Raw genomic sequence first — 19,663 nt, 5'->3', positions numbered from 1 at the left:
ATTTCGTCTCAAAGACCCAGCATACGGCGATTGGCAGCGTCATCGGTGCCGCCGGATGCAAAATCGTCGAACGCCTTGTCGGTGACGCGAATAATATGCGCCTTTACGAATTCCGCACCTTCGCGCGCCCCGTCTTCCGGGTGCTTCAAGGCGCATTCCCATTCGACCACGGCCCAGCCGTCAAAATTATTCGCGGCCATTTTGGAGAAGACAGCACCAAAATCAACCTGCCCGTCGCCGAGCGAGCGGAAACGACCGGCGCGATTGACCCAGCCCTGATAGCCGCCATAAACGCCCTGACGTCCGGTCGGGTTGAACTCCGCATCCTTGACGTGGAACATCCTGATCCGGTCTTTGTAGATGTCGATATTGTCGAGATAATCGAGACATTGGAGCACATAATGCGACGGGTCGTAGAGCATGTTGGCGCGCGGGTGGTTCTTCACACGCTCCAGAAACATCTCGAAGGTCACACCGTCATGCAGGTCTTCGCCAGGGTGAATTTCGTAGCAGATATCGACGCCATGCTCCTCGGCATGGTCGAGGATCGGCGTCCAGCGGCGCGCGAGTTCATCAAATGCCGTTTCGACCAGACCGGCTGGCCGCTGCGGCCATGGATAGATAAACGGCCAGGCGAGCGCGCCGGAAAAGGTCGCATGCGCGCCAATACCGAGATTGCGCGACGCCTTGATCGCCATCTTCACCTGTTCGACGGCCCAGGCCTGCCGGGCTTTGGGATTGCCACGCACTTCCGGCACGGCAAAGCCGTCAAAGGCTTCATCATAGGCCGGATGAACAGCGACAAGCTGGCCTTGCAGATGGGTGGAAAGCTCGGTGACAACCACCCCGTTTTCCTTCGCCACCCCGGCGAACTCGTCGCAATAATCCTTGGATTCGGAGGCTTTTTTAAGATCGATCAGCTGGCTTGCCCAGGTGGGCACCTGAACGCCGACATAACCTTTTTCGGCGGCCCATTTGGTGATGCCGTCCCATGTGTTGAACGGCGCTGCATCGCCCGCAAACTGCCCGAGGAAAATCCCCGGCCCCTTGATCGTCTTCATCGAAACTCCTCCAGAATAAAATGAAAATGCGCCCGCCAAACCGGCGGGCGCATACAAACGGATTAGAATGGCGAATCCGGGAAGTAGAACTGCTCGGCATTGTCTTTCGTGACGAGCGTTGCATCGAGGATGTAGTTGCCGCTGACCGGGGTCTGGTCATAGAAATGACCAGCCGTGAGCTGCATGGCCGTGCCCACCATCGCTGGCGGATAGAGCACATCGACCGGCACAAGCTTGTCGCCGTCCATGACCTTCTTGATCATGTCCTTGGAACCGGCACCGGCAACGATATACTGGATATCACTGCGGTTGGCCTGCTTGATGGCTTCGAGAACGCCAACGGCCATGTCGTCATCCTGACACCAGACCACGTCGATCTTCGGATATTTGGTCAGGAAGTCCTGCATGACGCGGAAAGCATCGTCGCGGTTCCAGTTGCCGTACTGGCGGTCGAGAACCTTGACGTTGGAGCCTTCAATGCCCTTGTCAAAGCCGTCCTGACGCTGCTGGTCGATCGGGATCGGCATGCCGCGAATAACCACGACCTGCGCATCCGGCGTGGTCTTTTTGATATATTCGCCTGCAACCTGACCGAGCGCCGGATTGTTACCGGCGACATAGAGATCGCGGATCGAATTGTCATTGTTGCTCGGCGCACGGTCGACCAGCGCGACGAATGTGCCCTTGTCCTTGATTTCCTTGATTGCGTTGACCAGCGGGTCAGGATCGGATGGCAGCACGACCAGCGCGTCAAGCCCCTGCACCGCCAGATCCTGCAACGCATTGGCCTGATTGGCCGCATCCGGCGAGGTCTTAACGATGACGTTCAGGCCCGGATGCTCCTGCATCAAAAGCTTGGCCACGCGCTCGGCGTGATAGACGACACCTGCCGTCCAGCCATGGTCGGCAGCCGGAATTGAAACGCCGATGGTGACTTTCTTGTCCTGTGCACTGGCGACACCGGTAAATGCCATGGCACTTGCAGCCAAAGCGGCGAAAGCAACGCCCAAAAATTTCCTTCGCATGTTTTCCTCCCAAAAAAACGGGGCTTGTCTCTTTCAGTGGACGCATGCCTATTCCCAGCACCGTATCCGGTTTCGGGAGACATACCCCTTTTTGCCGGGATCGCCCCTGCAATCCCGCCAATTCCTGCATGTCATCGTCGCGACAGTGACCGCTGCACCAGCATGGCGATGATGATGATCGCGCCCTGAATGGCCCCGATCAGATATTCGCTGATGAAGTTCGACAGCAGCATGATGTTGCCGACGATCTCCAAAATGAATGCGCCGCAGATGGTGCCCCAGACGCGGGCAACACCGCCGCGCAACGCAGTTCCGCCAACCACAACCGCCGTGATGGCCTGCAATTCCCAAAGAATACCGGTCGTGGCCGAGGTGGAGCCAAGGCGCGGCACGTAAAGCAGCACGGCAACGGCCACACAAAGCCCCTGCACCACATAGGCAATGGTCCGCACGCGCTTGACAGAAATGCCGGAATAGCGCGCCACATCCTCGCTGGAGCCAACCGCAATCACATGCCGCCCATAGCGCGTTCGATAGAGGACGAAGGCAGCAATTGCCGCCGTGACGAAGATGGCGATCACCGGCACAGGCACGCCGAAAACCGTGCCAAAATAGGCCGGGCGATAAAGCGACTGTATGTCTGGATTGCGGAGCGTAATCGCGCCGCCCTGCGACAGCCATGTCGTAAGACCGCGATAGATGCCCATCGTGCCGAGCGTCGCGATGAAAGGCTCGATCCCTCCAACCGTCGTGATCAGTCCGTTCAGGAGGCCGCAGGCCGCACCCACCACGACCGCCAGCATGACGGCGGCAATCAGCATCATCACCGGATCGGCGATGATGCCGCTGTTCATGAACAGGATCATGATACTGGCGACAAAGGCCACCATTGCCCCGACGGAAAGATCGAGACCGCCCGACGAGATCACATAGGTCGCGCCGAGCGCGATGATGGCAATGAAGGCGCTGCGCGTTGCGACATTCAGCAGATTGTCAATGCTGATGAAGTTGGGATTGGCGATTGCCCCAAGAACCAGCAGAAGAGCAAGCGCGATGAATGGCGCGATGGCTCTCAGGTCCCAGTCGTTGGACGTCTTCGGTACCCGGCTTTTATCAGTCGCAACCTGTGTCATTGAATTCCCACTCATTGTCTTTTTCTGTTTATTGCCGTTCAGGCCGCTTCTGCATTAACACCGGTCGCCAGAACGACGATGTCATGTTCCGTCATTCGCTCGCCCGTAACCTCGCCCGCGATGCGTCCTTCGCGCATCACGATGATACGGTCGCAAATACCGATCAGCTCCGGCATTTCCGATGACACGACAATGATCGAACGCCCCTCGTCGGCCAGACTGGCGATAAACTGATAAATCTGCTCCTTGGTCCCGACATCGATGCCGCGGGTCGGCTCGTCGATGATGACAATAGATGGATCGAGCATCATCATCTTGGCCAGAAGCAGTTTCTGCTGGTTACCCCCGGACAATTGCCCGGCCAGAATGTCCTTGTTCCCCGTGCGAATGTCGAAATCGCGGATTGCATCATCCAGCGCCACGCGCTCCTTGTTGCGGTCGATCTGGAAGCGGCTGACGAATTTCTTGAGTGAAGCGAGCGTCAGATTGATGCCAAGATCCTTGGTCAGCAACAGTCCCTTGCCTTTGCGATCTTCGCTCAGATAAGCGATGCCCGCCGTCAGACTGTCATGGGCATCGCGGAAATGCGCGGGCTTGCCGTTGTGGCGCACATCGCCCTTACCGGGCCGCAGGCCCACGACGCCTTCCATCAGTTCCGTGCGGCCAGCGCCGACCAGTCCCGCGAAACCCAGTATCTCGCCTCTGTTCAGGCGGAAACTCGCTTCCTTCACATAGCCGGGCACGGAAAAGCCGCTGACCTCCAGAACAGCTTCACCGCCATGCTGCGTTGCGCGGTCTGGATAAAGCTTCGCCACATCGCGCCCGACCATCAGACGCGCCATGTCGGCTGGCTGAAGCTGCGACGCCATATGCGCAGCAACAAGCGTTCCGTCCCGCAGCACGGTTACCCGGTCGGAGATTTCCTTCACTTCCGGCAGGCGATGCGAAATGTAGAGGACCGCCACGCCCTTGGCACGGATATCGCGAATGACCTTCAACAGAGCTTCGGTCTCAACCGGCGTCAGCGAAGCTGTCGGTTCGTCGAAAATCACCACGCGGTGCGGCACCAGCAGAACCCGCGCAATCTGCACCAGCTGGCGTTGCGCTATCGACAGGCTGCCGACCACCGCATCGGGATTAATATCGGCACCGAGGTCCCGTATCGCCTTGCGTGCGCCCTCGCGCATGGAGCGGTCGTTGACCGTAATGCCGTTTAACAGCTCCCGACCGAGATAAATATTTTGCGCAACTGTCAGATCGGGTGCGAGCAATATTTCCTGATGCACAAGGACGATGCCCTGTGCTTCGGCCTCAACCGGATTTGCAAAGGCGATTGGCTTGCCGTCAATAAGGATTTCACCGGCTGTCGGGCGTTCATTGCCTGCAAGAAGCTTCATCAGCGTCGATTTACCGGCGCCGTTCTCGCCGATGATCGCGTGAACCTCACCACCGTAAATTTGCAGATTGATATTTTTCAGCACCTGCACAGGGCCGAAAGATTTCGACAGGGATCGGGCTTCAAGAAGCGCAGTTTTGTCGGGATTTGCAGCCGAAGTCATAAGCGTGCACCGTTCGATGCGCTACGCTTGCAGCCGTAACTTCCCCGCCATTGATCCTGATAATCAAATCGCACGTGAACTCCTCCCAAAGCCTCACAATTGCGAGCTTAACTTTCGTTTTGAGGTACGTAAAGCAAAATTGTGCAAACGTTGTCATTTCAGGGTTACCGAAAGCTGCAATGAACCAGCCGCAACCCTTGCGATCAAATCGGAGATCGCTATATGTATAGCACACCCATATTTTAGATTGCTAAGTAATGTATGACCCGAAACAGGAACTGCACGCCGCGTTCACGATGGGCCTATCCACTGCGGCCCGAAAAATGCGCAACCTATTTGACTCTCGCGTTCGGGCGCTTGGCCTGACGCTATCACGCGCCCGCGTGATGCTGTTGCTTGCGCAGGATCGCGACTGGAACCAGCGCGAACTGGCCGATGCATTGGAAATCGAGCATCCATCGGTTGTCCGCCTGCTGGATGGGCTGGAAAAACAGGAGCTTATCCGCCGTGTTCCGGTGGAAGGCGACCGTCGCGCCAAGCGCATCGAGCTGACGCCTGAAGGACAGGAACAGGTTCGCGAACTTCAGGAAGTGACGCATCATATCCGCGCCGAGCTTCTCGAAAAGATCGACCGTCAATCGCTGGAAAATGCGCTTTTCGTACTGCAGGAAGTGACGCGCACAGCTGAAACCGCACTGGTCACGCAAGACAGTTGAAACCCATCAAATTCCCGTGCCGTCCTCTGGAATTGTTGCGACAGACGGCCTAGATTCAAGTGGAATGACAGGGAGTTTTACCCATGAGCTACAGCAAGAATCCAGAGGCCATCGCCAAACTGTCCCCGGAGCAATATCGCGTTACGCAGGAAAGCGGCACCGAGCGCCCGGGAACCGGCGAATATCTCTATAATAAGGAAGCCGGTATTTACGTCGATATCGTTTCCGGCGAGCCGCTCTTTGCATCCAGCGACAAATACGATTCCCATTGCGGCTGGCCAAGCTTCACCAAGCCGATTGAACCGGCCAATGTCAGCGAGTTGAATGACATCTCACATGGTATGGTTCGCACCGAAGTACGGTCCGCCCATGGCGACAGCCATCTTGGCCATGTCTTCCCGGACGGCCCGGTTGATCGCGGCGGCCTGCGTTATTGCATTAACTCCGCCTCCCTGCGCTTTGTGCCGAAGGCCGAGATGGAAGCCGAAGGCTATGGCGACTATCTCGATCAGGTCGAAGACATCGCATAAACGACAAAGACCGCCTTTTCGCCCCCGCGAAAAGGCGGTCTGTCCTTCAGCGCTCACGCCGATGGCGTCACCAGTCTTTTCAGAAGCGCTTTCAGCTCTTCAATCGAGCGGTCGATTTCGCCCTTCTTCTTCTCAAGTTCAGCAAGCTTTCCGGAAAGCGTTGCGCGCAAATCATCGACCTGACCGAGATCGCTTGCGCCCTCTTTCCAGAGATCGATGAGCTGTTTCGTCTCCGCCAGCGTAAAGCCGATCTGGCGACCAAACAGAATGAGACGCAGACGGGTATGGTCCTCACGGTCATAAAGCCGCGTGACCCCGGCCCGCCGCGGGTTTAACAATCCTTTATCCTCGTAGAAACGCAATGCGCGCAGCGACAGACCAAACTCATGCGCCAGGTCGCCAATCCGGAACAATTGGCTGCGTTGCTGGTAATCTTCTCTGACCTTCAAGCTGCTCCCGGTCAGGAGCTCCGCTATCGTTACAGGCTCTATGGCCTTTTCACTCATATTAATCCCTGTTTCCGCCCCCGGAAACGCCCGTCCACCGCACCAAGGCGCGATGGAACCTCATTGAGAAAACGACTCAAGGTAAAAGCTTCGGCCACACAATGACCGGCCTGCCCGTCGATTCTGGTTGTTCGTACTGCCATGATGAACCCGGCCAGTTCCGAACCCGCAATTTGGTGCCTACCACACCTGCGCGAGCCGTCAGACCGGACAATTTTCGTTCAAAAACAAGCTGAAAACCCGCATATTAACGACTTGTTTACTACGTTTGTACAAATGTAGGTGCAGCAAGTTTCTAAGGTTCTGCGTTCCCGAATTTGCGTCCGGCGACCCTTATCATTTGGAAAAGTGAATTTCTCATGGCAAATCCAGAGCTAGCTTCCGGTTCGCGTTCCAGGATTGATGATTTGAACGCGCATCGCGAGCGTCGCCCCGCATCCGCAGCCATGCAGGAGCTCGACCGCACGCTTGCCGGTCTTGAGCGCCGCCTGATGGAGCTGGAACAGGACGCTCCCGCAGCACCGCATCCGAACGCCCCCTCCTTTGCCGCTCACCAGCCTACCGCCCCGCGCTATGCGGATGAGACCGCAGCCGGTCTCGCAGAAATCGCCGACAATCTGCGCCGCCGTCGGGACAGCCAGGAACAGGCGAAGGCGCGCTTTGCATCGAGCACTGAGATCAGCGATGCCAGCCGTGAAATGTCGCGCATGCAGCGCGCTGCCAGCGAAGAAGGTTTTTCGCAGCGCATGAGTGACGATTTCGATCGCCTCAGCGAAAGCGTGCACCTGCTTGCCGAGCGCAGCAGCGAGGCCAATGCGCAGGCGCTGCGCCGCCAGTTCGATGAATTGAACCGCACCGTCCATACGCTTGCCCGCGAGGAAACCCTGCGCCGTATCGACAATCGCTGGGACCGCTTCGACGCGCAGATGCAGGCTTTCGAAAAGCGTCATGACGCCGTTAATCCGGCGCTCAACGCCATTGGCTCGCGCCTTGAGCAGATGCGCGAAGCCATCGGCACCCTGCCGCAGTCCCATGCTTTCAGCGCCATTGAAGAGCGGATCGGTAGGCTGACCCACTCCATCGAAGACGCGCTGAACCCGCAGAACGCAGCGCCTTTCGAACAGGATATGCTGAACCAGATCGACACCCGGCTTGACGAAATCAGCCGTGCGATCATCGCGACCAGCCGCGCGCAACGTCCCGATCAGGAAGATGCGCGTCGTCTGGAGCGCATCGAGAAGCGCCTTGCCGAGCTTGCAGACCAGATCGACGGTTCGGCTTCCCGACAGAACTCAGATGTCTTGTTCCAGAAGCTGAGCGAGCTATCGCAGCGCATCGATGTGCTGTCCAGCGGACAGGCTCTGCCCGATCGCATCGCCGAACAGCTCGCACACCAGATCAGCCTTCTGGCCAATCAGGTCGCCAAGGTCACGGAAAATCTGAGCCAGTCCGATTATCGCAGCGTTGAAGCCCGCCTCGAAGCCATTGGCCAGAAGCTGGAAAACGCCGAACGGCGCAGCCATGAGCCGGACCCTGCGGTTCTCGACACCATCGACCGCCGTTTCGCGGAACTGACCGAACGGCTGGATGCGCAATATGGCGGCCGCTCCATCGACAGCGACGCGATCCATACGCTCGAAGGTCGTCTTGACGACATTTCGCAGCAGATCTCGCTCGGCTTGCTGCAAGCGCCGCATTATGAAATGCCAAATCTGGCCGACAGCGAAGCCATCCGCAATCTGGAAGATCAGATTGCCAATATCGCCCACCATCTGGCCCAGCCGGTTGCCGAACTCGCCCAGATCAAGCCGCGCCTCGATTCCATCGAACGTTCGCTCGAAACGAACCGAGAGACCGTTCTCGACGCGGCGCGTGAAGCGGCGGAAAGCGCCGTTGCGCGTGTTCTCCAGCACGGTAGCCAGGGCGACACAGCCATTGCCCGTCAGCTCGCGGACGATATGAAGTCGCTGGAAATGCTGGCCCGCAATACGGACGAGCGCAACAGCAAGACCTTTGAAGCCGTGCACGACACGCTGGTCAAGATCGTGGATCGCCTGTCCCGGCTTGAACAGGATATGGGCGGTCAGGGCAGTGAAAGCCTTGCCAATCGCAATCCGGACAAGCGTGAAGACGATGCGCGCCCGGCCATGGCTTTGGCGGGCGACCCGGCACCGCGCTTTTCCGCTCCGGAAACCGGTGCCCCGCGCCTGAACACGCCTCGTTCGCCTGCAGCCGCTGCCGCCGAAGCTGCCTTTGCCACCATTCAGGGCGAAACCGCTGTCGTTGCTGCGCCCGTTGGCGAAGCTTCCGGCAAGTCGTCGCTGTTCGGGGGGCTTGCCAAGGCAATGCGCGGACGTCGCGCTGACAAGAACGGCGCGAATACCGATGGCGATCTCAAGGCCGAAAGCTTCGACAAAAACGACGCCCCGGCTTTCGAAAGTGAAATGGCCACTGTCGAACCCATCGTCGAGAGCGAACCGGATGCCCGGTTCGGCGGCGATCATATGCCCGACCTCAACTCCATCATGAAGCGCGTGCGCGAAGAACGCCGCCAGCGCGAAGATGCAGCCGACGCCGCTCTGGCAGCCAATGGCAAGGTTGATTTTATCACTGCCGCCCGCCGCGCCGCACAGCTTGCAGCCGCCGAATCCGAACAACTCCAGAAGGGTTCGGTCAAGGGCGCAGGCAAGAAGAAAAAGTCCGTTGGCGATGTCATGCAGCGTCAGCGCAAGCCGATCCTGATGGCAATCGGTGCCGTCATGATCGCCATGGCGGGTCTGCAAGTCGGCAGCGCCTTCCTCACCCGCGATGAACCGACCGACGCGACTGTCGATGTTGCTCCGCAGCCGGAAGCGCCCGTCGCTGAGACACCAGCAGCAGCACCGCAGGCTCCGGTTCAAGCTGAGGCACCACAAATTATCGAGCCGCGTCAGGAAAAGGCCGAAGCGCCCGCTGCATCGGAACCATCGTCCACCATTGAAACGGTCATCGCCAGCGCGCCGACCACTCCGGTCGAAGCCTCTGCGCCTGCAGAGACCACGTCACCTTCCGCACCCGCTCAAGTCGCTCTTCCGGCCATCCCGGAAGAAGCGGGTCCGGCTGCCTTGCGCGAAGCCGCCGCCAAGGGCGATGCCCGCGCCTTGTTCGAAATCGGCAATCGCTACATGGAAGGTCGCGGCGTCACCGCCGACTTTACCAAAGCCGCACAATGGTATGACATTTCCGCCGGTCAGGGTTTTGCACCGGCACAGTATCGCCTTGGCAATTTCAATGAAAAAGGCCTCGGCATGCCCCGCGATCTGGACAAGGCCAAGACCTGGTATCAGCTTTCGGCGCAACAGGGCAATGCAAGCGCGATGCACAACCTCGCCGTTCTGTTCGCAACCGGCGCAAACGGCGCTCCGGACAATGCGTCGGCCGCCCGCTGGTTTACCGAAGCTGCCGACCTCGGCGTGAAGGACAGCCAGTTCAATCTCGGCATTCTTGCCGCCAAGGGCCTCGGTGTCCCGGTTAATCTGGAAGAAAGCTACAAATGGTTCGCGCTTGCCGCCAATTCCGGTGACAAGGACGCCGCCCAGAAGCGCGACCAGATCGCCGAAGCGCTGAAGCCGGAACAGCTGGAACAGGCGAAGGCCACCGTCCAGTCATGGAAGGCAAAGCCGCTTAACGAGGCCACCAATTCCATTGACGTGCCGGATGCCTGGACGGAAGCCAAGCCGACCACCACCGGCTCGGTGGATATGAAGAAGGCAGTTCGCAACATCCAGCTTATTCTCAAGAAGAACGGCTATGATGTCGGCACGGCAGACGGCGTGATGGGCGGCAAGACCCGCACGGCCATTGCCTCGTTCCAGAAGGCCAACGGGCTGCAGCCAACCGGCAATGTCGATCAGAAGCTGGTTCAGCTGCTGCTGCAGAAAAATACATAGAAAAAGCGGCTAACCATTGCAGGAAAGTAACACGTCCCGCGCAAGGTAACCGTAATACCAATCGGCGTTTGACTTCGCGGATCGGGCAGCGCAAGACGGTTAGGTGAACAGGCCTCGCGGGATTGCGCGACCGCAGCGGGCCCGAGAAGCGTATGCGTCCGTGAGAGCCGGGTTCGGAATTGGGTATTTATCTTCCCATTGCAGAATTATCGGTCAACATGCTGGTTCTGCTCAGCATGGGCGCTGCGGTCGGCTTTCTTTCCGGCCTGTTCGGTGTGGGCGGTGGATTTCTGATCACGCCACTGCTGATCTTCTACAATATTCCGCCTGCCATTGCGGTTGCGACCGGCGCCAATCAGGTTATCGCTTCGTCTGTTTCCGGTGCGCTCGTTCATTTCAAACGGCGAACGCTGGATATCAAGCTCGGCCTGTTTCTCGTTGCTGGCGGTATCGTCGGCTCGCTGCTCGGTATTTTTGTCTTCTCATGGCTGCGCGAACTGGGCCAGCTCGATCTGATCGTATCGATCCTCTACGTATTTTTCCTCGGCAGTGTTGGCGGGCTAATGCTGGTGGAAAGCCTGCGCGCTTTGCGGCGGGTCAAGAAAGGCGGCGCCATACGCCGCCCCGGCCAGCACACTTGGATCCACAGGCTGCCGTTCAAAATGCGGTTTCGCGCCTCGACCATCTATGTCAGCATCATCCCGGTTCTCGGCATCGGCTTCTTTATCGGTCTGTTGTCGTCGATCATGGGCGTCGGCGGCGGCTTCATCATGGTGCCCGCGCTGATCTATCTTTTGCATGTGCCGACCAATGTGGTTGTGGGCACTTCGCTCTTCCAGATTACATTCGTGACCGCTTTCACCACGGTCATGCAGGCGACCACCAACCAGTCTATCGATATCGTACTGGCTTTCCTGCTGATGATTGGCGGCGTGATCGGCGCGCAATATGGTGCGCGCGCTGGCCAAAAACTGCGCGGCGAACAATTGCGCCTTTTGCTGGCCCTGCTTGTGCTGGCCGTTGCATTGCGTCTTGCCTTTGGCCTCTTCGTGCGGCCTGATAATCTGTTCTCGATCACGATAGCGGATTTTTGAGATGCGGAGCGCTGCCCTCGTCTCAGCACTCACTCTTTCGCTTCTCGCGAGCGCCGCATTCGCGCAAATTAATGCCAGTGGCGACGGCAATACAGTCCCACAGTTGCAGACGCCTGCGGAAGAAACGATCGATATCGGCCTTTCGACCGAAACCATCGCCATCACCTCCAACTTCGGGGGCACGGATCTGACGATTTTCGGCGCGCTGGACAATGCCGATCCGATGATCCAACGGCAGGGGCGTTACGATATTATCGTGGTTTTGCAGGGGCCGGAACGCAACCTGGTGGTGCGCAAGAAGGAGCGTTATCTGGGCGTCTGGATCAACGCCGATTCAGAGACTTTTCTCGGCGTTCCGCTATCCTATTCGCTCGCCTCGACGCGCAATCTTCAGGATATTGCGGATGAAAAAGTCTACCGTCAGCTTTCGGTCGGCGTGCGCAATTTCTATCTGAACCCGGAAGACCCTTCGAGCCTGTCGGGCAACATTCCGAAATTCGGAACCGAGCTTCGCGAGATGAAAATCCGGCAGGGCCTCTACAATCAGCGCATTGGTGGCGTGGAATTCGTGTCACGCACCTTGTTTCGCGCGACGCTCAACCTGCCAGCCAATGTGCCGGTTGGACGACACAAGGCGCGTGCACTTTTGTTTCGCAACGGCGTCTTTCTGCGCGAAGCCAATGCCGGTCTGGAAATCGTCAAGGCCGGTCTGGAGCAAAGCGTTTATAACGCCGCCCACCAATATAGCCTGCTCTATGGTCTGTTCGCGGTTTTTCTGGCGGTCTTCACCGGCTGGTTCGGACGTATTCTGTTCAGGAAAGACTAGAGCATTTCCAGCAAAAGTGCGAAGCGCCTACGCGGGGAAATCAGTTCACTGGACTGATTTCTAATCCCGCTTCGATGCGTCGGATAATGCGTAAATGCAAAGGTTCAACCGCCATGCAGCGCGCCGCGGGCAATCGGATAGACCTTGCCTTGCCCCAGCATATAGGCGCGTAACGTTTCATCGACAAAAAGGCCGCGAAAGGCGCGGTCCAGCACGTTGAGCGCGCCGGTATATGCACCGAAAGCGGGCATGATCAGCCTTTCGCCATCGCTGACGAAACAGGGACGACGCACGGAGCGCCCACGCCGCACGATGCGCGCCGCCGGATGCAGATGGCCCGCAATCTCGCCCTGCCCAAGCATGCGCGAGGGTTCGTGCCGGAACACAAGCGGTCCCACCGCCAGTTCCTCCACACAATCGCCCGGTAGATCGACCGGGCGTTCGGGATCGTGATTGCCGGTGATCCAGAACCAGTCGCGATTTTCCATCAGCGATTTCAGTCGGATGGCGTAAAGCGACGGCAGGCGTTCGCTGGCTTTCGGATCATGAAAACTGTCGCCAAGGCTGATGATCACCTTCGGCTGGTAACGGGCGACTGCCACAGCAAGCATATCGAGCGTTGCCGCCGTATCATAAGGTGGGATCAGTTGCCCACGCCGGGCGAAGGATGAGCCTTTTTCCAGATGCAGATCAGACACGACCAGCATGGCGAGATCGGGCAGAAACAGTGCGCCGGAAGGATCGCAAACGGCGGCAATGCCGCGCACTTGCGTGTGCGCGAGACTATAGGCCTCGCCATTGCTCCAGACAGCCGCTCTCATTCCGAAACCCTCATTCTCATTTCTTATTCCATCGCCTCGCGGATGAGATCGTCAGCTGTTTCCTCAAGCAGCATTTCATCGCCCTCGCCTGCCACACGCTCGCGCCCGATTTCCAGCATCACCGGCAGGGCCAGCGGCGAAATATGCTCAAGCGGCTTGTGCAAGATATGACCTTTCACGCGCGCCAGCATGTCGCCGAGGCGCTTGATATCGAGAAGCCCTGTCGCGGCATCCGCCCGCGTTGCCCGCAAGAGGATATGGTCGGGTTCATGGCCGCGTAGCACGTCATAGATCAGATCGGTAGAAACAGTCACCTGCCGCCCGGTCTTTTCCAACCCCGGATGACGGCGCTCGATCAAACCGGAAATCACGGCACAATTGCGGAAAGTCCGCTTCAAAAGATAGCTTTCGTCAAGCCATGCTTCGAGATCGTCGCCCAGCATGTCCTCATCGAACAGGCGGGTGAGGTTTAGCGAACCGGAGCGGATCATCGCGCCCATGTCCTTCAGCCCCCACAGGCCCAGTGAATAATCGGTGGCGACGAAGCCCAACGGATGGGCGCCCATCCGTTCCAGCCGGCGCGTCAGCAACATGCCGAGCGTCTGATGGGCCAGCCTGCCCTCAAACGGATAGGCCACCATGTAGAACCGACCACCCCGCGGAAAAGTTTCGATCAGCAATTCATCGGTGCGCGGCAGCACGGATTTGAATTCCTGCACCTCCAGCCACTCGCGCACCTGTTCGGGCAGAAACTGCCAGCGTGTGCGATCAGCCAGCATGGCGCGCACCTGAGAGGCAAGATAAGTCGAAAGCGGGAACTTCCCGCCCGCATAGACCGGTATTTTCGCATCCTGACCGGCAGCACTCGTGGCGATGCATTCGTTTTCGCGAATACCTTCGAAGCGTAACACCTTGCCCGCAAACAGGAAAGTGTCGCCGGATGTCAGCGTTTCCAGAAAATATTCTTCGATCCGGCCCAGAACACGCCCGCCATAGGCGCTGGCTTTCTTGCCGCCACGTGTGAGCCGCACGTTCAGCTCCGGCGCTTCGACAATCGTGCCGATGTTCAGGCGATATTGCTGCGCGATCCGCGGATTGGACACCCGCCACCTGCCATCCACCGTCTTGCGGATTTTGGCAAAGCGCTCATAGGTTTTGAGCGCATAACCGCCCGTTGCGACAAAATCCAGAATGCGATCAAAGCTTTGGCGGGAAAGGTTCATGTAGGGTGCAGCACTGCGCACTTCGGCAAAAAGCTGATCGGCATTAAACGGTTCGGCGCAGGCCATGCCGAGCACATGCTGCGCCAGCACATCGAGCGCGCCGTCGATCAGCGGCGGCGTATCCTGCGCGCCGAGATAATTGGCGTCGAGTGCGGCGCGACATTCCATCACCTCAAAACGATTGGCAGGCACGAGAATGGCGCGGCTCGGCTCGTCCATGCGGTGATTGGCGCGACCGATACGCTGTGCCAGACGGCTCGCCCCCTTTGGCGCGCCGACATGGATGACCAGATCGACATCGCCCCAATCAATACCGAGATCAAGCGTGGAAGTGGCGACAACCGCCCGCAACGTATTGGCGGCCATGGCCTGTTCGACCTTGCGGCGCTGGCTGGCATCGAGCGAACCGTGATGCAAGGCAATCGGCAGCGTATCTTCATTGATGCGCCACAGCTCCTGAAACAGCATTTCCGCCTGACTGCGCGTATTGACGAAAAGCAGCGTGGTGCGATGCGCCCGGATCGCCTCATAGACATCGGCAGTGGCATAGCGTGCGGAATGCCCGGCCCACGGCACCCGTTCCTCGGAATCGAGGATGGATATTTCCGGTTTCGCGCCACCATCCACCGTCACCAGTCCGGCTTTGGGATCGGTGCCGTCCTGCTCCACAAGCCACTGGCGCAATTGGTCCGGCTCGGCCACGGTCGCTGACAGCCCGATGGTCTGCAATTGCGGTTGCAGACGGCGCAGCCGCGCCAGCCCCAGCGCCAGCAAGTGGCCGCGCTTGGAAATCACCAGCGAATGCAACTCGTCCAGCACCACATAGCGCAATCCCTTGAAGAACTGGTCCGCCCCCTTGGACGCGATCAGCAAGGCCAGCTGTTCCGGTGTGGTTAGCAGAATATCCGGCGGTGCCAGTTTCTGCCGCTGGCGCTTATGCGCAGGCGTATCGCCGGTGCGGGTCTCGATGGTGATATCAAGCCCCATTTCCTCGACCGGCACTGTGAGGTTGCGATGGATATCGACCGCCAGCGCCTTCAGCGGCGAAATATACAACGTATGAACGCCGCGCTTCGCCATACCCGGCTTTTTACGGCCTTTCCGCTCAAGATCCACCAGCGCGGGTAAAAACCCGGCCAGCGTCTTGCCAGCGCCAGTCGGCGCAATCAACAAGGTCGATTGCCCGTCTTCTGCCCGCGCCAGCAATTCAAGCTGATGGGCGCGCGGAGACCAGCCCTTGGAACCGAACCATTCAACAAAACGGTCCGGCAGGGCAAAAGCGGCTGATGCGGCAGCGGGTTTCAAATTCAGTGTCACACGCCCAATCTAATAGCCACGCCGCATCACGCCAAGATGTTTGTTCACTTTTGTTCTCATTTTGTCAGCAATGACGCCACCCTTCTCTTTTCAGCGGAAAGGTGCTGACCTATCTTTGGCTTATGCGCTTCAATCAGCTCTTATGTTCCTCTCCGAAAGGTCTTTATTGCCCGCCCGGCGATTTTTACATCGATCCGGTACGCCCGGTGGAGCGCGCACTGATCACCCATGGTCATTCCGATCATGCCCGCGCAGGACACACCCATGTTCTGGCCACGCAGGAAACACTCGACATCATGCGGCTTCGCTATGGCGAGGGTTTTGCCGAAACCGTGCAGCCAGTGGCTTTAGGTGAAACGCTGACGATCAACGGCGTTCGCGTCAGTTTTCACGGCGCTGGCCATGTGCTCGGTTCGGCGCAAATCGCCGTCGAGAAAGATGGGACCCGCATCGTTGCATCGGGCGACTATAAGCGCGCCGCCGACCCGACCTGCGCGCCATTCGAGCCGATCAAATGCGATGTCTTCATCACCGAAGCGACATTCGCGCTGCCGGTCTTCCGTCACCCGGATGCATCGCATGAAATCGCAAAGCTTTTGAAATCACTCACGCTCTTTCCCGAGCGCGCGTATCTGGTCGGCGCTTATTCGCTCGGCAAGGCGCAGCGCGTGATCAAGCTCATTCGCAATGCGGGCTATAGTGATCCGATCTATATTCACGGCGCTTTGGAAACATTGTGCGACTATTACCAGATGCGCGGTATCGACCTCGGCCCCCTTGAACCCGCAACGCTGGAGCGTGGCGAGAAGCTGCCTGATTTTGCGGGTAAGATCATCGTCGGCCCGCCGACCGCCTTTTCCGACCGCTGGGCGCGACGTTTTCCCGATCCCGTTCCGGCCTTCGCCTCCGGCTGGATGCGCATCCGCCAGCGCGCCAAGCAACAGGGCATCGAACTGCCGCTGATCATCTCCGACCATTGCGACTGGGATGAGCTGACGGAAACGATATCGGAAATTGCGCCCGCCGAAGTCTGGGTCACGCATGGGCGGGAGGAGGCTCTGGTTCGGTGGTGCGAATTGCAGAACATTCCGGCGAAGCCGCTGCATCTTATCGGCTACGAAGATGAGGGCGATTGATGCGCGCTTTCGCCGAACTTCTCGACCGTCTGGTTCTCACCCCGCAGCGTAATGGCAAGCTACGCCTGCTTGCCGATTATTTCCGCACCACACCCGATCCCGACCGTGGGCTGGCGCTGGCCGCCATCACGCGCGATCTGGAATTGCAAAGCGTGAAACCCGCCATGCTGCGCGCCCTGATCGCGGAACGGACGGACCCGACGCTTTTCGCTTATTCCTATGATTATGTCGGCGATCTGGCCGAAACCATTTCGCTGATCTGGCCCGGCCCCAGCGAGACCTCGCCGGGCACCAATCTTTCGCTCGGCGTTGTGGTGCACGAACTGCAACATGCCTCGCGCCGTGAAGGCCCGATACTGGTTGCAGGCTGGCTTGATCTTCTCGGCATATCGGAGCGTTATGCCCTGCTGAAACTTGTAACCGGCGGCTTGCGCATCGGCGTTTCAGCGCGTCTTGCCAAACAGGCGCTCGCCGATTTCGGCGGCGTGGACGTGACGGAGATCGAAGAACTCTGGCATGGCCAGTCACCGCCCTATACGGCGCTGTTTGCCTGGCTGGAAGGCCTTGCTCCCAAACCAGCCGCAACTGCCGATGCGCCCTTTCGCCCTGTCATGCTGGCCACCGCACTGGATGAAGCAGAGATTTCCTCGCTCGATCCAGCCGCATTCAGCGCGGAATGGAAATGGGACGGGATTCGTGTGCAAGCCGTCTCGGAAAACGGGGTGCGCAAGCTTTATTCACGCACCGGCGATGATATTTCCGGCGCATTTCCGGATGTGCTGGAGGCAATGGACTTTGAAGGCGCCATTGATGGCGAACTTCTCGTCGGGCATCACGGTGAAACCGGCATTGAAACCGCCACTTTCTCCGACCTGCAGCAGCGATTGAACCGCAAGACCGTCAGCGCCAAACAATTGCGCGACTATCCGGCTTTCATCCGCGCTTATGATCTATTGCAAGACGGCAACCAGCAATCCGGTGAGGATTTGCGCGCCCTGCCCTTTGCCGAGCGCCGCAAACGCCTTCAAACCTTCGTCAGCACACTCGACCCGCGCCGGTTCGATCTGTCGCCCGTGCTGTCCTTCGCCGATTTCGGCGAACTGGCCGCCTTGCGCGTCAACCCTCCGCACCCGGTCATCGAGGGCGTGATGTTGAAACGGCATGATAGTGCCTATCTTCCCGGTCGCCCCAAGGGACCGTGGTTCAAATGGAAGCGCGATCCGTTCACTGTCGATGCGGTGGTTGTCTACGCGCAGCGCGGCCACGGCAAACGCTCCAGCTACTATTCCGACTTCACCTTCGCGGTCTGGACAGGACCGGAAGACGAGCCGGTTCTGGTGCCGGTCGGCAAGGCCTATTTCGGCTTCACCGATGAGGAACTGAAACTGCTGGACAAATTTGTTCGCGAAAACACCATCGAGCGTTTCGGCCCGGTGCGTTCGGTCCGCGCAGAACCCGATCACGGTCTGGTCGTGGAAGTGGCCTTTGAGGGATTGAACCGCTCAACACGACATAAATCCGGTGTCGCCATGCGTTTTCCGCGCTTCTCGCGCCTGCGCTGGGATAAACCGCCCCGCGAAGCGGATCGGCTTGAAACGCTGGAAAAGCTGCTCAGCTAAATCTCCTCCAAACCCGGAGAAGAAAAGCCAGCAACTCTCTGTTTTTCAATGACTACTGTGCATTCGCCGAAACGCGAATTTCGTAGATATCGACCGGCTTTCCGGTTCCGGTCAGATCGGAATTGATCGTGATGACACCGGCGCGGCCTGCCTTCTTGTCACCTGCGAAATCCAGATCGAACAGAAAATCGTTGCGCGATTCACCCACGTCATACCGTCTGCGCCCGCAATCGCCAAAGCCTGCGAAATCGCAACTGACAGACATTTGGGTTATCTTGCCGCCATCGGCCTTGGCGATGATATCGAATGTGGCTGTCTTGCCAGCGAGCTGGTCCAGAATGCCTTCGCCAACATCGAAGGTAACCGTATCGCCTTCACCGGAAGATTTCACGCGTGCAAAGCTGCTCGGGCCATCACGCAGGATTTCTGCGGTGGCGCGCCCTTGCACCGACATGCGTGTCGCTTCAGACGGCTGGAAAATGGTAATCCACTTCGCCCCGCCCGGCTCTTCACCATCCTTCAGCGGCGCGCCGCTTCCATCGCTGTGCAGCGGACTGCTGGATGGACCACGGCTCAAATCGATGAAGCTGCTATAAAGCGAATAGCCGATCATGACGGCGACAAACAGCACCAGCGCCGGAATGCCATAGCTGTAGAAGGGCGAATGCCGCTTCTTCTTGCCGCGCTTTTCCTTGCGCGAGACACCGCCTTCATAGCCGAGATCGGCGCTTCCGCCCTTTTTCTTCGTGGATCGGGAACGTATATCGCCGGTATCGAGCGCCGGAGCACTGCCCACAGCAGCACCCAGGACAGGATCATCGCGATGCGGCGCATCCAGCGATGGCTCTGCCTTGTCTTCATTCTGGCGCGGGGCGGAGAATTCCTGCTCGATGCTGGAAATGGCATCCTTCAGCTTCTGGCGGCGCTGTTCTTTTTGGGCGTCGCTCAAAGCAGTGTTGGCCGCGAGCGCGCGCTCATGGGCACCCCATGCGGATTCGTATATACGCTGACGGGTCGCAGGGTTATAAGCATCCGCTTTGGCAAATGCGTTTCTGATAGCGCGTTCTATACTATCCAAAGGCCACTCGTCCCCGTGTTCGCGTTTCCCGCCTGTGCTTATTCCTAAAGTTCCAAACCGACTTTCAGAAAGCGGCTTTTTCCAAGCCTC

The 19,663-nt window shown here is 58.6% G+C and carries 15 protein-coding genes; 7 read left to right on the top strand and 8 right to left on the bottom strand.

The features are described from left to right. Positions 1-8 precede the first annotated feature (8 nt). The 4 genes from HWD97_RS03370 to HWD97_RS03355 form a co-directional block, all read right to left on the bottom strand. A complete protein-coding gene (locus HWD97_RS03370; protein WP_109367561.1) occupies positions 9-1,061 on the bottom strand; it encodes a sugar phosphate isomerase/epimerase in 1,053 nt (350 codons plus the stop codon). A 62-nt stretch (positions 1,062-1,123) separates the two neighbouring features. Further along, entirely contained in the window at positions 1,124-2,086 is a 963-nt protein-coding gene (locus HWD97_RS03365) for a substrate-binding domain-containing protein (protein ID WP_109367562.1), read from the bottom strand. Between the two features lie 131 nt (positions 2,087-2,217). Then, positions 2,218-3,219, bottom strand: a complete 1,002-nt coding sequence (locus HWD97_RS03360; RefSeq protein ID WP_109367563.1) for an ABC transporter permease — start codon at positions 3,217-3,219, stop codon at positions 2,218-2,220. A gap of 38 nt (positions 3,220-3,257) precedes the next feature. Beyond that, the gene (locus tag HWD97_RS03355) at positions 3,258-4,778 is read right to left on the bottom strand and encodes a sugar ABC transporter ATP-binding protein (RefSeq protein ID WP_109367564.1); all 1,521 of its coding nucleotides are present in this window, start codon (positions 4,776-4,778) and stop codon (positions 3,258-3,260) included. A 257-nt stretch (positions 4,779-5,035) separates the two neighbouring features. Here HWD97_RS03355 and HWD97_RS03350 point away from each other — a divergent pair, with 257 nt between their 5' ends. After that, a complete protein-coding gene (locus tag HWD97_RS03350; protein WP_109367565.1) occupies positions 5,036-5,494 on the top strand; it encodes a MarR family winged helix-turn-helix transcriptional regulator in 459 nt (152 codons plus the stop codon). 83 nt (positions 5,495-5,577) lie between these two features. Beyond that, a complete protein-coding gene (gene msrB / locus HWD97_RS03345) occupies positions 5,578-6,024 on the top strand; it encodes a peptide-methionine (R)-S-oxide reductase MsrB (RefSeq protein ID WP_109367566.1) in 447 nt (148 codons plus the stop codon). Positions 6,025-6,077: 53 nt separating this feature from the next. On the opposite strand, the gene HWD97_RS03340 is transcribed toward msrB, so the two are convergent. Continuing rightward, the gene (locus HWD97_RS03340) at positions 6,078-6,530 is read right to left on the bottom strand and encodes a MerR family transcriptional regulator (protein ID WP_109367567.1); all 453 of its coding nucleotides are present in this window, start codon (positions 6,528-6,530) and stop codon (positions 6,078-6,080) included. A gap of 707 nt (positions 6,531-7,237) precedes the next feature. On the opposite strand from HWD97_RS03340, the gene HWD97_RS03335 reads away from it, so the two are divergent. The 3 genes from HWD97_RS03335 (at position 7,238) to HWD97_RS03325 (ending at position 12,379) form a co-directional block, all read left to right on the top strand. After that, on the top strand, positions 7,238-10,459 hold the full coding sequence (locus tag HWD97_RS03335) for a peptidoglycan-binding protein (RefSeq protein WP_371830836.1): 3,222 nt from the start codon (positions 7,238-7,240) through the stop codon (positions 10,457-10,459). A gap of 218 nt (positions 10,460-10,677) precedes the next feature. After that, positions 10,678-11,553: a sulfite exporter TauE/SafE family protein gene (locus HWD97_RS03330; protein WP_235858985.1), complete on the top strand. Its 876-nt coding sequence runs from the start codon at positions 10,678-10,680 to the stop codon at positions 11,551-11,553. Between the two features lies 1 nt (position 11,554). Continuing rightward, a complete protein-coding gene (locus HWD97_RS03325) occupies positions 11,555-12,379 on the top strand; it encodes a TIGR02186 family protein (RefSeq protein WP_109367570.1) in 825 nt (274 codons plus the stop codon). 104 nt (positions 12,380-12,483) lie between these two features. On the opposite strand, the gene pdeM is transcribed toward HWD97_RS03325, so the two are convergent. Together pdeM and HWD97_RS03315 are read right to left on the bottom strand one after the other, a co-directional pair. Next, positions 12,484-13,200, bottom strand: a complete 717-nt coding sequence (gene pdeM, locus HWD97_RS03320) for a ligase-associated DNA damage response endonuclease PdeM (protein ID WP_109367571.1) — start codon at positions 13,198-13,200, stop codon at positions 12,484-12,486. A 23-nt stretch (positions 13,201-13,223) separates the two neighbouring features. Continuing rightward, on the bottom strand, positions 13,224-15,740 hold the full coding sequence (locus HWD97_RS03315) for a ligase-associated DNA damage response DEXH box helicase (RefSeq protein ID WP_109367572.1): 2,517 nt from the start codon (positions 15,738-15,740) through the stop codon (positions 13,224-13,226). A gap of 122 nt (positions 15,741-15,862) precedes the next feature. Here HWD97_RS03315 and HWD97_RS03310 point away from each other — a divergent pair, with 122 nt between their 5' ends. Continuing rightward, the gene (locus tag HWD97_RS03310; RefSeq protein WP_109368006.1) at positions 15,863-16,876 is read left to right on the top strand and encodes a ligase-associated DNA damage response exonuclease; all 1,014 of its coding nucleotides are present in this window, start codon (positions 15,863-15,865) and stop codon (positions 16,874-16,876) included. Further along, positions 16,876-18,495, top strand: coding sequence for a cisplatin damage response ATP-dependent DNA ligase (locus tag HWD97_RS03305; RefSeq protein ID WP_121538781.1), 1,620 nt, complete (start codon positions 16,876-16,878; stop codon positions 18,493-18,495). The genes HWD97_RS03310 and HWD97_RS03305 overlap by 1 nt, the downstream gene beginning before the upstream one ends. Before the next feature lie 52 nt (positions 18,496-18,547). Here HWD97_RS03305 and HWD97_RS03300 read toward each other — a convergent pair whose 3' ends face one another. Further along, a complete protein-coding gene (locus tag HWD97_RS03300) occupies positions 18,548-19,573 on the bottom strand; it encodes a hypothetical protein (RefSeq protein ID WP_109367574.1) in 1,026 nt (341 codons plus the stop codon). Positions 19,574-19,663 lie beyond the last annotated feature (90 nt).

It is taken from the genome of Ochrobactrum sp. C6C9 (assembly GCF_022627935.1).
Classification (GTDB): Bacteria; Pseudomonadota; Alphaproteobacteria; order Rhizobiales; family Rhizobiaceae; genus Brucella; species Brucella teleogrylli.
Note: the sequence above shows the minus strand (reverse complement) of the source record. Positions and strands in the feature narration are given on the sequence as shown.

Bases quoted from the DNA above. Each gene is read 5' to 3' on its own strand.
- HWD97_RS03370 (WP_109367561.1), bottom strand. From the start codon at position 1,061: ATGAAGACGATCAAGGGGCCGGGGATTTTCCTCGGGCAGTTTGCGGGC.
- HWD97_RS03365 (WP_109367562.1), bottom strand. From the start codon at position 2,086: ATGCGAAGGAAATTTTTGGGCGTTGCTTTCGCCGCTTTGGCTGCAAGT.
- HWD97_RS03360 (WP_109367563.1), bottom strand. From the start codon at position 3,219: ATGACACAGGTTGCGACTGATAAAAGCCGGGTACCGAAGACGTCCAAC.
- HWD97_RS03355 (WP_109367564.1), bottom strand. From the start codon at position 4,778: ATGACTTCGGCTGCAAATCCCGACAAAACTGCGCTTCTTGAAGCCCGA.
- HWD97_RS03350 (WP_109367565.1), top strand. From the start codon at position 5,036: ATGTATGACCCGAAACAGGAACTGCACGCCGCGTTCACGATGGGCCTA.
- msrB (WP_109367566.1), top strand. From the start codon at position 5,578: ATGAGCTACAGCAAGAATCCAGAGGCCATCGCCAAACTGTCCCCGGAG.
- HWD97_RS03340 (WP_109367567.1), bottom strand. From the start codon at position 6,530: ATGAGTGAAAAGGCCATAGAGCCTGTAACGATAGCGGAGCTCCTGACC.
- HWD97_RS03335 (WP_371830836.1), top strand. From the start codon at position 7,238: ATGCAGCGCGCTGCCAGCGAAGAAGGTTTTTCGCAGCGCATGAGTGAC.
- HWD97_RS03330 (WP_235858985.1), top strand. From the start codon at position 10,678: ATGCTGGTTCTGCTCAGCATGGGCGCTGCGGTCGGCTTTCTTTCCGGC.
- HWD97_RS03325 (WP_109367570.1), top strand. From the start codon at position 11,555: ATGCGGAGCGCTGCCCTCGTCTCAGCACTCACTCTTTCGCTTCTCGCG.
- pdeM (WP_109367571.1), bottom strand. From the start codon at position 13,200: ATGAGAGCGGCTGTCTGGAGCAATGGCGAGGCCTATAGTCTCGCGCAC.
- HWD97_RS03310 (WP_109368006.1), top strand. From the start codon at position 15,863: ATGCGCTTCAATCAGCTCTTATGTTCCTCTCCGAAAGGTCTTTATTGC.
- HWD97_RS03305 (WP_121538781.1), top strand. From the start codon at position 16,876: ATGCGCGCTTTCGCCGAACTTCTCGACCGTCTGGTTCTCACCCCGCAG.